Here is a 12,940-nt window from a genome sequence, read left to right on the forward strand (position 1 = left end):
ACGGAACTTGTCATTGTCGAGGAACTTGACTAATTGAGCAAAAACGTACTTGTCTTTTAACATAACAGCCTGATTCAGACTGCAAAGTTAATTTCAAATCGTCGCACCTCAAAAACGCTCACAACAAATTGAATTTCAATAATTTCAAAGTACTCTTATGATTTTTTAGTGGACACTAATGTCTTTTTTTCAAAAAAATGCTGTGATGTTGCATTCCCAGCCATTTGCAAAGTTACAACTTTTTACATTGCAAATCAATAGACCGGACAAAAAAGGTAGGCTTAGATATATACATCTATTCTGAACCAAACCAATAAATCTAAACTAAAACAGAGGTTATCTTTCGGCTGTGAACACACCGCCAATTATCATAGTCGTACCGACTACAGTGAACAGTGTGAAAGGCTCGGCGAGAAATGTGACAGCAGTCAGTATCGTCATCATCGGAACGAAATAGATATAGTTGGCCGCCTTATCGGCTCCGAGAATATTGACCACACTGTTCCACAGTATGTAGCATATCATGGATGCGAATACTCCGAGAAACAGGAGGTTACCGTATACCTCTGGGAGTAAAAGCATCGAGGTATCGATCGGCTGCTGATTGTATAATAATGTCAGAGAGGCCGATAGAAGTCCGTAGAAAAACACCTTGCGGCTGATGAAAAATGTGGAGTAGCGTCGGGCAATGACTTTGAGTATGATACAATACATGGCCCACAGCATGGCTGCTGCTATAGTGAGAATATCGCCGAGCGGATTAGTGCCTAAATTGAATGTGCCGTCAAACACTACGAACCCCACACCGCAAAGAGCGATGAGCGAACCGCCAAGCATACGTGGTCGCATAGGTGCGTGAAATAATATTCGCTCAAGAATCATGGTGAAGATTGGAGCTGTGCATATGAGAAGCGATACATTGGAGGCAAAGGTCATGCCGAGGGCCGTGTTTTCAGCGATGAAGTAGAGCGAGCCGCCACAGAGTCCGGCCAGACACATTGTTATTTCGTCTTTCAGATTGTCGGCCCAGAGCTTTTTGTGGGAGATAGCTAAGATGCATATGTAGGCTATAAGAAACCGATAAATGAATATTTCGGTAGGATTGAGCCCCGTGTTTATGAGTATTTTTGTCGATACGAATGTCACTCCCCAGATGCTTACGGTCATAAGGGCTATGATGTGATACAATAGTCTGCCGTGGATTGGGAGAGAGATGTGTCTTACATTCATAGTCTGTGTGTCGATTTTTTTTGACTGCAAAGGTATGTTTATTCAGGCATTATTCCTATATATGTTATGTGTAATTGCGCGAATATTCCTGAATTTGTATCTGATTAAGCCCTAAATTACCGATAGGATAGAATGTAGATATATAAAACAGGAAAATAGACTATGACAAGATTGGATGAAACAGATGTAAAACTGTTGAAGGCTCTTCAAAAAGATGCAAAAGTCAGCACAAAGGAACTGTGTGACGAGTTTAATCTCTCAAAGACTCCGGTCTATGAGCGTATCAGGAGACTTGAAAATGATGGTGTGATTACCAGCTACACGGCTTTGGTCGACAATAAGAAAGTCGGATTGTCGCTTGTGGCGTTTTGCAATGTGTCGCTTGCTGTGCATGATGACAAGCATATCAATTGCTTCAAGTAGGACATAGCCGGGCTGGAGGAAGTGGTAGAGTGTTACTGCACGGGCGGAGTGTTTGACTTCCTGCTCAAGATAGTGCTCAGAGATATGAATGAGTTCAATCACTTCGTGTTTGACAAGCTGACCAAGGTGCACGGCATAGTTAAGATGCAGAGTTCGTTTGTGCTTAGCGAGATAAAACACACGACTACTCTCAGCGTCAGAGCGCAGGGTTGACAGATGTCCGGCGAATGTCAGTCGGCGGTCCATCTCAGCCACCGGCAGACGAGCACAGCTGTGAAGGCTCCGAGAGTGTTGGCAAGGGCATCGTATATGTCGTTGCCGGCACGGCCCATCTGCATGGCATATTGCAGATATTCAATCAGTGCGCCGAATATGGCCGAGACAAACGCGGCCGTCAGTGCGCCGCGCAGTGAAAGGGGGCGCGATATACGGAATCTGTCAAATAAAAAAGTGCCTGTCAGACCTCCGAACATGATGAAATGCGCCATCTTGTCGGCACCGTCAAACAGACTGATATCCTCCTCCCCCAAAGGTTGGGGAAGGAGGGTGAGATAAAGTATGGCCACCAGCACGGTGGCTGTCGGCTGGTAGGCCGGTATGGCGTCAATTATCTTGCGGCCCACAGTGAGTTGTCGGCTTGAGCGCGATAAGCGAGAAGTCCTTCTTCGGTGAGGTCGACAATCATACCTTTGCCGTCGGCAGTGGGCATCTTTACGTGATTGTCGTCAACAAATGTCATGAAGTCGTAGCTCTGACCGTTAGGCATGGCCACCGACCAGGTCTGCTCGGCTACATCAAAGTCGAGACGTATCTGCGAACCATCATTCTCCGAAGTGATGGTATAGCCCTTGCCGTCACATTCCACCAGATAACGGCCGTCGTGTCCGTCAATCATTTTCTTTCCGCATGCCATGGGGTTGGAACCGCTCCAGAATTCGATGGAGTTGATGACAACTACGTCGGCAAGAACTGACACTTCATATACGGGAAGAACCCAGAGACCGATAAACACGAGTTCGTTGACGATTTTGCTGCCGATAGAGTTGTTCCATGACAGGAGCTTGTTGGTGAGAGCGAAGCTACCGATGCACGATGTGAAGAGCGGCGCGCTGATGGCTGCTACGAGCGCGACGGGGATGAGGCGTTTTTTCATATTAGCAAAATGTTTGTTATGAATTATATTAGGGGAGTTGATACGTGAGTGTGAGAATGGAGGGGACTATCCGTATATCTTTGACTTGGCATAGTAGGCATAGACACGGTTGACGTAATCGAATGTTTCGCGTCCGCGCGAATAGCCGAATTTCACCACCGGATCTTTGTAATATCTCGGGTTGGATTTCCAGAGTATCGCTTTGGCTACGTTGTTGTCCCACTTTTCAGGGTTGAGTCCGTATTTTTTTGCGAGAGCTATGGCGTCGAGCACATGGGCCAGTCCTGAATTGTAGGATGCAATGACAAACTTTTTACGCTCCTCGGGGTCAGGGACTCGCGAGGCCAACTGCTTGTCTAGGTCGCGCAGGAGTTTGAGTGACGTCTCTACGGCCACATCATTTTTCATCACGCTTTTGGCCGACTGTCCGTAACCTTTGGCTGTGCGTGGCATTATCTGCATCAGACCGCGTGCTCCGGCCCACGACACTGCCGTGGAGTCAAACTTGCTCTCGACATAGGCCTGCGATGCCAGAAGTTTCCAGTCCCATTCATATTTGTCGGCATATTTTTTGAACAGGTCGTCAAACGGAGAGACACGTCCGGCCGACGATACAAAACCGTTGCCCGGTTCGTTTTTGCTCAACTCGAAGTAGCGTTTGAGCAGACGGGCCTGTTCGGAGCGGGGCTTGTCGGTGTTGAGCCACGCATCGATACTGTCGCCAAGCCATTTGTGGTCGGGAGCCACAGCCCAGCCCGAACGCTGTTCAAAACTGAGCTGCGTGTTGATGTCGAGATCGTTGTAATAAGTCTTGTTGATGTGCGCTATGTCGCTGTCGACCACCGTAAGAGGTATCTTGCCCTCGCTCACCATGGCTATGAGGTCTTCAGTAATCATGGTGTCGCGGTTGACGGGATGGATACGGATGCCTCCGCCCAACTCCTGGTTAAGATTGTTCATGCGTGCCTCATACTTTGACTCGGCTTCAACATATACATCCTTGCCTACGAGGCCTGTCACGTCGGTTATGAGCTCCTCCTCTCCTCGCTTGGGCTGAACAAGCACCTGGGTGGTGATGTTTTCCGGCCCACAGGCTACGACTTTTTCCTTATATTCGGCCGTGATTGGCACCTCATAGGCTATGAGGTCAACCTTGCCGGAGTCGAGCATTTCGATAGCTCGCGAAAGAGAAGGGGCAATGTCGACTTTCAGTGTCAGACCTTTGTCGACGGCAAGGGCGGTGACAAGTTCATAGTCATAGCCCATCTCCTGTCCTTTGTATATAAAGTAGGATGCAGGGCTGTAGAGAGTGACTACACGGAGTGTGTCGGGAAAGTGTTTGGCCGATGAATCGGAGCCTGATTTTTTATTGTCGCCGTTGCCCGAGGTGCAGCCGACGGCTGCGGCCAGGAGCAATGTGGCGGCGATGAGTGCTGGGAGGAGTGTGCGGGTACATTTCATAATCAGGAGTTGACAGGAGAGTTGAGGAGAGAACGGGGTGACGGCCGTTTGTTAGAGATTGTTTGTCGACAGTCTCTTAGTATTCAAACGTGCCGGCCTCGGTAGTGATGGTGAGGCGGTTGGACGGAGCGTCCTCGACACGGCCTACGATACGAGAGTCTATGCCGAAGCTCTGGGCTATGTCCATCACCTGCTGTGCATGCTCGGGGGCTGTGTATATTTCCATACGGTGGCCCATGTTGAACACCTTGAACATTTCGCTCCACGGTGTGCCGCTTTCCTTTTGGATTAGGTCAAAGAGCGGGGGAATGGGGAAGAGGTTGTCCTTTATGACATATTTGTTGTTGACAAAGTGCATCACCTTGGTCTGAGCACCGCCTGTGCAGTGAATCATGCCGTCAATGGCTGGACGCATCTCGGCAAGAAGTTTCTTTATTACGGGAGCATAGGTGCGAGTGGGGGAGAGCACGAGTTGACCGGCATTGACGGGAGAGCCTTCGACAGCATCGTCAAGATGTTTTGAGCCTGAATATACGAGGTCGTCAGGCACAGCGGCGTCGAAAGTCTCGGGATATTTTTCGGCAAGATATTTGGCAAATACGTCGTGGCGTGCCGATGTGAGTCCGTTGCTGCCCATGCCGCCGTTGTATCGGTCTTCATAGGTGGCTTGTCCGAATGATGCGAGGCCTACGATTACGTCGCCGGCCTTGATATTGGCGTTGTCGATTACATCGGCGCGACGCATGCGGCAAGTCACGGTCGAGTCGACGATGATGGTGCGCACGAGGTCGCCGACATCGGCAGTCTCGCCACCGGTCGAATAGATGCCTATGCCCATTTCGCGCAGACGGGCGAGGAGCTCCTCGGTGCCATTGATGATGGCAGAGATGACTTCGCCGGGTATGAGATTCTTGTTGCGTCCGATAGTCGAGGACACCAGGATATTATCGGTGGCACCCACACACAGAAGGTCATCTATATTCATTACGAGTGCGTCCTGCGCGATGCCGCGCCATACGCTCAGATCGCCTGTCTCGCGCCAGTAAGCATAGGCGAGCGATGATTTGGTGCCGGCACCGTCGGCGTGCATGATATTACACCACTCGGGGTCGCCTCCGAGTATGTCAGGGATTATTTTGCAGAAGGCCTGAGGGAAGATGCCTTTGTCGACATTCTTGATTGCGTTGTGCACGTCCTCTTTAGAGGCTGAGACTCCACGCAGGTTGTAACGACGGTCGCTCATGAGGTATTTTCTATGAATATTGTATAGTTGAAAAGTTTTTGGCAAAGTTACGAAAAATTGGATGAAGTATCAATATATCGTGACTATCCTTTTACGGGTATTGACATGAGCGGGGTGTCGGACCGGAAAAGGAGCCTATGGGCGAGTGACGGATTGAATAGTCGCGAGAATATGTTTTTGCGTCTGGTTGCCACGACTATAAGGTCGGCCGGATGGTCGGCTGTGATTCTGTCAAAGTCATCAACGGGATTGGTGAACGAGAGAGGCGAAGTCTTGAATGTGAATGCCGGATAATTGGCACGGCAGTAGTCGAGCAACTTGTCGAGCGACTCGGGGCCGGCTTTGGACAGGCGGCTCGGCGGGACGGAGACGAGTGTGACACATAGCGGAGTGTCGGGAAATGTACGGTAGAGAGTGTCGAGCGCGATGATGTCCTCCTGACTTGCAGTCGTGAAGAATACAACTGCACCAGGCATGCCTGATGCGGCCCACGGAGTACTCTCGGGTACGGTGAGCGTGACTGTGCGGCAACTGTCGAGCACCTCGGCCGCTACGCTGCCGACTAGTTGGCGTGAATGGCTGTCAGCTCCGCGGGTGCCCATGACTGTGAGTGGATTTTTGTTGGCCGTGCAATAGTCATAGATGGTTTCTTCCGGCAGGCCTTCGGTGACTTCCGACGTGAAGCGAACACCGGGGATTACACCGGCGCGTATCTTGTCGCGTATCTTTCCTTCAAATTCTGACATTTGTTCCCCGGCTACTTTGTCGAGGTCGCGGTCGAGTCGCACTTCGTCGACAGTATCGACCGGCGGCGCGTCAAAGGTCAGCGAGTCGGACAGTTGCATTACCGACCGGCCCGAGAAAGCGGGATCAACATAAGTGTGGAGCAGATGTATGTCCACCTTTAGTGAGGCGGCTATCCTGAATGCCACAAGTGCTGCTTTGAGCGAACTGTCGGAAAAGTCGACCGGGACAAGTATCGAAGGGTGAGTCTCATCGTGGAGAGTGCGTACGGCTTCGGGGGCGAGTATTTCGATATTCTCTATTATGCGCAAGGCTTGAGGCAAATCACACTCTTTGATTCTCACACGTATGCCGGCCGATATGGAGGGATTGGTGAGATTGACGTTCTGAAGGGTGACGGCTATGCCTTCGCTCTCCAGAAGTGTTTTGAGCTGGTGAGCGCGGTCATAGGTGTGTATGGCTACGGTGATGAGTCGGTCGGAAAGCATAGGCGTGTTGTTTTTGATTTTGGCCGGGACAGCCGGTTTCACATATATTAAAACGGACAGGAGGACGAAAAGTTGGCTTATATATGCCGCTTTTGTCCTCCTGTATGGTTTAAAATAACAAAGACGTAAGTTCCCGCAATGGGATTTACGCCTCTTTCTCAAGGCCCTGGAGTATCTCCACAGCCATGTCATAAATAGTAGTGTCGTCGAGCACTACAATGCCTCCGTCGGGTCCCGGTTCGATGTGTACACCACAATTCTTGCCAAACTCATAGTTTGTGCCTCCGAAGTAGTTGCGTACTGTCTGGGGGGTGACATTGAGACGGTCGGCGATCTGGCGGATTGAACCGTCGGGAAGACTGTCCTTGATGCGGCGGAGGTCGTTGAAGGTGATAGTTTTAGTCATGATTTAGTATCGGGTTTTGAGGGTTAGAGTAAATTGGGTTTGTACAAATTATAATAGTTGATGCGGAGGGGGTGGTTTTCCTTATCGCGTCACTAAGTTATGATTATATAACGAAAAAAGCAAATATTTGTCGATGAAATAAAGATGTTATATAACATCTTTATTGTAATTTGCTGATAATTTGTAATATATAGGGTGCGAAAAATAGAGCCGATACTTTGTTTATATCGTATGACTATATTTTTTGTACGGCTGCGGCGTTGATCCATGCACGATGGGCGTTGTCTACCTCCACGTCATACCAGAGCGAGTGGATGGAGTCGGTAGTGGAGCGCACGGAGTCGAGTATTGTGACTTTGGTGCCTTCGTGGAGTAGCATGGCTTCCTGTGTCCTGTCCTGAGGAACACGAGGGGTGGTGCTTAGGATTGTGGAGGGGACAGTCACTATGGCCACATTGTCGGCCGAAGCAATGGATGCCGCACGGAATGAGAAAAAGAGGCAAGCACAACAACCTATAACAGTGAGTATGCCACCGAAAAATCCGATTTTTCTCACAGTCACTACCTCTGAAAACAGGTAGGCGAGAATACCGACAAGAGTGAGCGCAAAACAGGTGAAGGCTATCCATGCCCATGTGTTGGAATGGGCGTAGGCCGAGATTGCGTCAAGGGCATTGCCGAGAAATGTTCCTCGCTCGCCGGGACGGTCGGTAATGCGGGCGTTTACAAAGTCGAGATTGTTGCGAGCATCCTTGTCGGACGGATCAAGACGCAGGGCGCGCTCATAGGCGATAACCGCATTGCCCATCTCGCCGAGGCGATAATAGGTGTTGCCGAGATTGTAATATAGTTTGGCTGAAGGCCCTTCCTGCTGTATCACATTGAGATACATATCGGCGGCCTGACGAAAATCGTCTGCATTGTAAGCTGAGTCGGCCTGAGTGATAAGCTGAGACTCGGCGCGGAGAGCAAATGTGCCCAGCAGTATTATTATGGTGGTCAGTATGACGTGTTTCATCGTTTTTCGAGATTATTGATTGCTTTTGCGCCTTCGCTGTACACGGCGTCCATGCGCGAGGAGCTTTCGGGGGTGTAACGTGCCATCTCGCACTCGTCGAGCACGTTGACGATTGACGATGTGGCTTCGGACGAGTAGCCCTTTTCGGTAAGTTTGTCGACAATGTTCTGACGGGTAAGCTGCGAGAGTGGTATGGCGAGCTTGTCGGATAGGTAACCCCATAGCGCACGGAGCATCTCTTCGTAGAATTTGTCGTTGTCGCCCGCCGACAGATATTTCCCGGCAGTCTTGAGTCGCTTGGAGGCAACTTTGCTTGCCTTGGCGGTGCGCATGCCCGAGACGTCGGCATTGCGGCGTGCGCGTGCGCGGTTGGCCACAATCACTGCGCCGGTGATTATAATCAGGACTATGTAGAGCGTCCAGTAGAATGCCGAGCGAACGGTGAGCGAGTGATTGTGAGAGGGATTCTTTTCTCCGAGATAGATGTGGCGTATGTCGGAATTTTTATTCTCGATGGCTTTCTGGTCCTCGGTTGGAGCCGGTGTCGAGAGACCCTTGGCTACTTTGACGGGATAAGAAGGCGTTGTGAGTGTAACATAATCGCGTTTGGCAGGATCAAAATAGACGAATTTGTCACTGCCAATGGTGAAGTTTCCTACGCTCTGGGGCACGAAAGTATATTCGACTGTCATTGTTCCCGATACTTCGTTGCCCGACACCGAAGTCTTGATGTCGCTCTTGGGGGTGTATTGCTCAAACTCGGAGGGGAAATCAATCTGCGGCTCCTTGAGATACTTGATATTGCCGGTGCCGGAGATAGTGTAGATGAGAGTTGCGGGGTCGTTGGTGCGGAACGAGTTGCCTACGAGACGTGAGTCGATGGTAAAGTCGCCGACAGCTCCATTAAATCCGTCAGGCTTGGGTGAGGGGAGTGGCAGGATGTTGATAGAGCCGGTGTTGGAGCTGACCTTGATTTTGGTCTCGCGGGGCTGGCGCACCTGAAACATACCCATATTCACGTTGTCATACTGCACGACCGAGATGTCGTAGTTGCCCGAATTGATGGTGAGCTTGCCGCTCTTCTGTGGGAAGATGATGCAGTGTTTGAGCACGGCAGTCATGTAGTCCTGTCCGCGATAGTTCTCAATCTCGTTGAGCGCAGGCTGCACGTCGAGTTCCTGGATGAGAAATCCGTCAAACGACGGCTGACGCGTAGGCATGAACGAGGAGATGGAGTATTTTGTGTAAAGTTTGATGGTACAGCCGATTGCTTCCTGCTCATAGGCCGAAGAGCGTGAGAGGATGATACGCACAAACACATCATCGGCATTGACTTTGCGTCCGGCTGTCTGTGTGTCTACATCGTCAACCGCCACAGGGCGTTGTGATGCGGGAGTGTCACGTTCGGCCCGCTCATGGATCGTGAGAGTTGCAGTCTGCGTAGTGAGCCGTTTGCCGCCAGCTAAGATTGAAGCGGCCGGTATGGTGTATTTGCCGGCCTTGTCAGCCCGGTAATAATAGGTATATTCTACGGCCGATGACGATTCGGCGTGGCCGTTGACCACCGAGTAGCTCTGAGACGTGGATGTGGAGGGGCCGAAAAGAAGTGTACATCCGTCGATGGCCGAGACTTTTAGATCAGAACCCTCGGCATTGGAGAGCCGGAAGGTAACGGGAAACTTGTCGCCTTCATAGACCCGTCCGGGAGCTTTGACGGTAAACTTCACATCACCGGCGGCATATACGCAGGTAGTGAGAAGTGCTATGATGATAAATAATATAGAGAAACGTTTCATACTCGCAATTTGAATTGACCTGTGTAGAGGGTTGGGTGGGGGGCGGGAGCTAAGAGATGTTTTTGGATTGATAACCCGCAGTCTGTTACCAGGGATTTGTGACCTGTCGGCGTGCCGGCGCGCCGTTTTTGTTGCGTTCGGCATTGACTCGCTGGCGTGTGGCGTTCTCTTCGTTTTCCATAGCCTTGAGTATTTTCTCGGCATTTTCTTTGCTTATGCCCGACTGGCGTTGCTGCTGGGGCTGTTGTTTCTGGTCCTGAGACTGTTGTTTCTGGTCCTGAGACTGTTGTTGCTGCTGTTGGTCTTTGTTTTGGTCCTGGTTTTGGTCTTTATTCTGATCTTTGTTTTGATCTTTATTCTGATCTTTATTTTGATCCTTGTCCTGGTTTTTATCCTGGTTCTGCTGGTCCTTGTTCTGATCCTGATTCTGGTCCTGCTGGTCTTGCAGACGTTTTTGTGCCAGACGCAGATTTTCACGGGCCTTGTCGTTGTCTGGATTGCGCCGGAGAGCGTTCTTGTAAAGCTCGATGCTCTTGGCATAATCCTGTGCGTTGAAGGCGATGTTGCCGAGATTGTAAAATGCTTTTTCGGCTATCGCCACATCCTCTGCATCGGTAGCAAGTTTACCGAGTATCTGTGACGCCTGCTTCTCGTTCTCGCCGGTGGCTGTGCCTTGCCGCAGCAGAGTAGCGGCAAGATTAAACTGTGCAATTTCGTTCATCGCGTCGATTTCGAGAGCCTTGCGATAGGCTACTTCGGCGTCAGCATAACGTTCGTCATGATAGAGTTTGTTGCCCTCCACAATGAAATTGCGCTCGCGACGTGTGGAATTGTCACCGGCAGCCGAGGCCAAGGCCGGAGTGGCGAGAGTGGCGGAGAGTAACAGATATTTTAGATAACGTGTGTTCATTTTTCGCCTCCTTCCTCTTTGGTGAAGAAACGATATTTTTTAAGCCATGAAATCTTGCGGGTCACCACAAAAACGTCGGCGACGAGAAGTATGAGTGCTATCCATGCCACGATGGGGAACTGCTCGCTCTGTGGAGAGAACGATTTGCGTTCAAATTCTTTCTGCTCGAGTTCATCCATCTTGGTATCGACGGCATTGATTGCCGAAGTTGAGGCTCCGTTGACATATATGCCCTTGCCGGCTTTGGCTATCTCTGCGCCGGTTGACTCGTCATGGCGTGTAACGACTTCCTCACCTGTCATTGGATTGATCATATAGCGGCCGTTACCGACGGGGATGCGGGCCTCGCGTCCGGTGCCAAGACCGATAACATCGACTTGGATGCCGGCTCCGGCTGCTCGTTTGGCTGCCTCTACGGCGTTATCCTCAAAGTTTTCGGCATCGGTGAGCAATACGATGGCCTTGCCCATATCGTCGGTGGGTGTAAACGAATTCATCGCCATCTCGAGGGCTGCGCCAATGGCTGTACCCTGGGTCGGCACCATATCGGTGGTGATGGAGTTGATAAACATTTTGGCCGAAATGTAGTCGGAGGTGATGGGAAGCTGGGTGTAGGCGTCTCCGGCAAAGACGATGAGGCCTACCTTGTCATTGTTCATCTTGTCGATAAGTTTCTCGAGGATGAATTTTGCGCGCTGCAGACGGCTTACACCGGCTTCGTCATCGGTCGAGGATGCGAGCATGGAGTTGGATACGTCCATGCATATCATCACTTCAATACCGCGTGTGGTTTCGGTCTCGGCAGCGTCTGCGTCAAGGCCTGAAGTGGCGCGCGGACGTGCCAGGATGATGACAAGTACAGCTATGATAAGCAGCGAGAAGGTGAGTTTGACCCACGGCATATAGCGCGATACTTCGGGCATCAGAGCCGCGAGCGTGTCGGGGTTGCCGAAGCGGCGCAGCTTACGCATGCGGGCGTAACGGGCCAGAAGGAATAGCCCTGCCACTACGGGGAGAAGCAGCAGGAGATATAGCAGATGGGGATAGGCAAATGTAATCATACCTTAAAAATAGGATGCTTAGGGGGTAGCACGTAGGAGTGTGTAGCGGAGCAATACGGCAAGACCGAAGAGCGAAAGGGCAGCTACTGCCCACGGCATATAGTCGTCCTCGGTCGAGGAGAAGTTGCGCAGATCCATCTTGGTCTTCTCGAGACGGTCGATTTCGGCAAAGATGTCTTTAAGTACATTATTGCCTGTTGCGCGGAAATATTTGCCGCCGGTGTTGTCGGCTATGGTGCGAAGTGTGGCTTCGTCAATCACTACAGGGAGTGGCGTGTAGACGATGCGTCCAAACTCGTTTTCCTGAGGGTAGGGGGCTGTGCCGTTGGTGCCGATGCCTATGGTGTAGACCTTGATGCCGAGCTGCTTGGCTATCTCGGAGGCCGTTATTGGAGCCACGGTGCCGGTGTTGTTGGAGCCGTCGGTCAGTAGGATGATGCTCTTTGATTTGGCCTTGCCTTCCTTGATACGGTTGATGGAGGTGGCCAGACCGTCACCAATGGCAGTACCGTCCTGGAGCATACCCATCTTGATGTCGCTGATGTAGTTGGCTATCATGGAGCGGTCGGTGGTCATAGGGAGGGATGTGAAACTCTCGGCGGCGAAAATTACCAGTCCGATGTTGTCGCCTTCACGTCCGGCTACAAACTTGGCGGCGACCTCCTTGGCAGCCTCAAATCGGTCGGGCTTAAAGTCGCGGGCAAGCATGGAGGTGGAGATGTCGAGGGCAAGGACGATGTCGGTGCCTTCGACGCTCGATGTGTTCCATGAGTCGCGGGTCTGCGGGCGTGCGAGAATGACTATCACACACGCTATGGTGCCGAGCTGGAGCATAAACACCAGGTGCATCAGCCATGCGCGCCAGGGGGTGCCGAGTTTGGCAAAGGGGCGCGTGGAGGATATTTCGAGCGATGGATGCAACGAGCGGTGCTTATAGAGATACCATCCTATAAGTGGCACCAACACAAGAAGCAGCCATAGATAATGGGGATGAGCCAGTTGCATAT

Annotated in this window: 12 protein-coding genes and 1 pseudogene; 1 reads left to right on the forward strand and 12 read right to left on the reverse strand. The window is 51.1% G+C overall.

Annotation, left to right across the window (positions count from 1 at the left end; translation table 11 throughout):
* Nucleotides 1-336: 336 nt before the first annotated feature.
* Nucleotides 337-1,230, reverse strand: a complete 894-nt coding sequence (locus QGT73_RS10695; RefSeq protein ID WP_280122440.1) for a DMT family transporter — start codon at nucleotides 1,228-1,230, stop codon at nucleotides 337-339.
* Nucleotides 1,231-1,392: 162 nt separating this feature from the next.
* Here QGT73_RS10695 and QGT73_RS17410 point away from each other — a divergent pair.
* Nucleotides 1,393-1,866 (forward strand): annotated as a pseudogene (locus QGT73_RS17410) (Lrp/AsnC family transcriptional regulator).
* A 17-nt stretch (nucleotides 1,867-1,883) separates the two neighbouring features.
* Here QGT73_RS17410 and QGT73_RS10710 read toward each other — a convergent pair.
* The 11 genes from QGT73_RS10710 to QGT73_RS10760 form a co-directional block, all read right to left on the reverse strand.
* Nucleotides 1,884-2,276 carry a VanZ family protein gene (locus QGT73_RS10710; protein WP_280122442.1) on the reverse strand — a complete coding sequence of 131 codons (393 nt, stop codon included), beginning with the start codon at nucleotides 2,274-2,276 and terminating at the stop codon, nucleotides 1,884-1,886.
* The gene (locus tag QGT73_RS10715) at nucleotides 2,261-2,806 is read right to left on the reverse strand and encodes a DUF3332 domain-containing protein (RefSeq protein WP_280122443.1); all 546 of its coding nucleotides are present in this window, start codon (nucleotides 2,804-2,806) and stop codon (nucleotides 2,261-2,263) included. The genes QGT73_RS10710 and QGT73_RS10715 overlap by 16 nt, the downstream gene beginning before the upstream one ends.
* A 66-nt stretch (nucleotides 2,807-2,872) precedes the next feature.
* Nucleotides 2,873-4,267, reverse strand: a complete 1,395-nt coding sequence (locus QGT73_RS10720) for an MltF family protein (RefSeq protein ID WP_280122444.1) — start codon at nucleotides 4,265-4,267, stop codon at nucleotides 2,873-2,875.
* Between the two features lie 76 nt (nucleotides 4,268-4,343).
* A complete protein-coding gene (locus QGT73_RS10725; protein ID WP_123616876.1) occupies nucleotides 4,344-5,510 on the reverse strand; it encodes an AIR synthase related protein in 1,167 nt (388 codons plus the stop codon).
* Between the two features lie 83 nt (nucleotides 5,511-5,593).
* Nucleotides 5,594-6,784 (reverse strand): universal stress protein, encoded by a 1,191-nt coding sequence (locus QGT73_RS10730; protein WP_280122445.1) that lies wholly within the window; start codon nucleotides 6,782-6,784, stop codon nucleotides 5,594-5,596.
* A gap of 103 nt (nucleotides 6,785-6,887) precedes the next feature.
* Nucleotides 6,888-7,148 carry a helix-turn-helix domain-containing protein gene (locus QGT73_RS10735; protein ID WP_123616878.1) on the reverse strand — a complete coding sequence of 87 codons (261 nt, stop codon included), beginning with the start codon at nucleotides 7,146-7,148 and terminating at the stop codon, nucleotides 6,888-6,890.
* Nucleotides 7,149-7,383: 235 nt separating this feature from the next.
* Nucleotides 7,384-8,166, reverse strand: a complete 783-nt coding sequence (locus QGT73_RS10740; RefSeq protein WP_280122446.1) for a tetratricopeptide repeat protein — start codon at nucleotides 8,164-8,166, stop codon at nucleotides 7,384-7,386.
* Complete coding sequence (locus tag QGT73_RS10745) at nucleotides 8,163-9,962, reverse strand: BatD family protein (RefSeq protein ID WP_280122447.1); 1,800 nt, start codon at nucleotides 9,960-9,962, stop codon at nucleotides 8,163-8,165. The genes QGT73_RS10740 and QGT73_RS10745 overlap by 4 nt, the downstream gene beginning before the upstream one ends.
* Nucleotides 9,963-10,047: 85 nt before the next feature.
* Entirely contained in the window at nucleotides 10,048-10,872 is an 825-nt protein-coding gene (locus QGT73_RS10750) for a tetratricopeptide repeat protein (protein ID WP_280122448.1), read from the reverse strand.
* A complete protein-coding gene (locus QGT73_RS10755; RefSeq protein WP_280122449.1) occupies nucleotides 10,869-11,933 on the reverse strand; it encodes a VWA domain-containing protein in 1,065 nt (354 codons plus the stop codon). The genes QGT73_RS10750 and QGT73_RS10755 overlap by 4 nt, the downstream gene beginning before the upstream one ends.
* 18 nt (nucleotides 11,934-11,951) lie before the next feature.
* Nucleotides 11,952-12,938 carry a vWA domain-containing protein gene (locus QGT73_RS10760; RefSeq protein ID WP_280122450.1) on the reverse strand — a complete coding sequence of 329 codons (987 nt, stop codon included), beginning with the start codon at nucleotides 12,936-12,938 and terminating at the stop codon, nucleotides 11,952-11,954.
* Nucleotides 12,939-12,940 lie beyond the last annotated feature (2 nt).

Origin of the sequence: Duncaniella muricolitica, from assembly GCF_910574735.1 — a bacterium.
Classification (GTDB): Bacteria; Bacteroidota; Bacteroidia; order Bacteroidales; family Muribaculaceae; genus Duncaniella; species Duncaniella muricolitica.

What these genes read in the sequence shown, in the direction of transcription:
- QGT73_RS10695 (WP_280122440.1), bottom strand. Translation starts at nt 1,230, where the DNA reads ATGAATGTAAGACACATCTCTCTCCCAATCCACGGCAGACTATTGTAT.
- QGT73_RS10715 (WP_280122443.1), bottom strand. Translation starts at nt 2,806, where the DNA reads ATGAAAAAACGCCTCATCCCCGTCGCGCTCGTAGCAGCCATCAGCGCG.
- QGT73_RS10720 (WP_280122444.1), bottom strand. Translation starts at nt 4,267, where the DNA reads ATGAAATGTACCCGCACACTCCTCCCAGCACTCATCGCCGCCACATTG.
- QGT73_RS10725 (WP_123616876.1), bottom strand. Translation starts at nt 5,510, where the DNA reads ATGAGCGACCGTCGTTACAACCTGCGTGGAGTCTCAGCCTCTAAAGAG.
- QGT73_RS10735 (WP_123616878.1), bottom strand. Translation starts at nt 7,148, where the DNA reads ATGACTAAAACTATCACCTTCAACGACCTCCGCCGCATCAAGGACAGT.
- QGT73_RS10740 (WP_280122446.1), bottom strand. Translation starts at nt 8,166, where the DNA reads ATGAAACACGTCATACTGACCACCATAATAATACTGCTGGGCACATTT.
- QGT73_RS10745 (WP_280122447.1), bottom strand. Translation starts at nt 9,962, where the DNA reads ATGAAACGTTTCTCTATATTATTTATCATCATAGCACTTCTCACTACC.
- QGT73_RS10750 (WP_280122448.1), bottom strand. Translation starts at nt 10,872, where the DNA reads ATGAACACACGTTATCTAAAATATCTGTTACTCTCCGCCACTCTCGCC.
- QGT73_RS10755 (WP_280122449.1), bottom strand. Translation starts at nt 11,933, where the DNA reads ATGATTACATTTGCCTATCCCCATCTGCTATATCTCCTGCTGCTTCTC.
- QGT73_RS10760 (WP_280122450.1), bottom strand. Translation starts at nt 12,938, where the DNA reads ATGCAACTGGCTCATCCCCATTATCTATGGCTGCTTCTTGTGTTGGTG.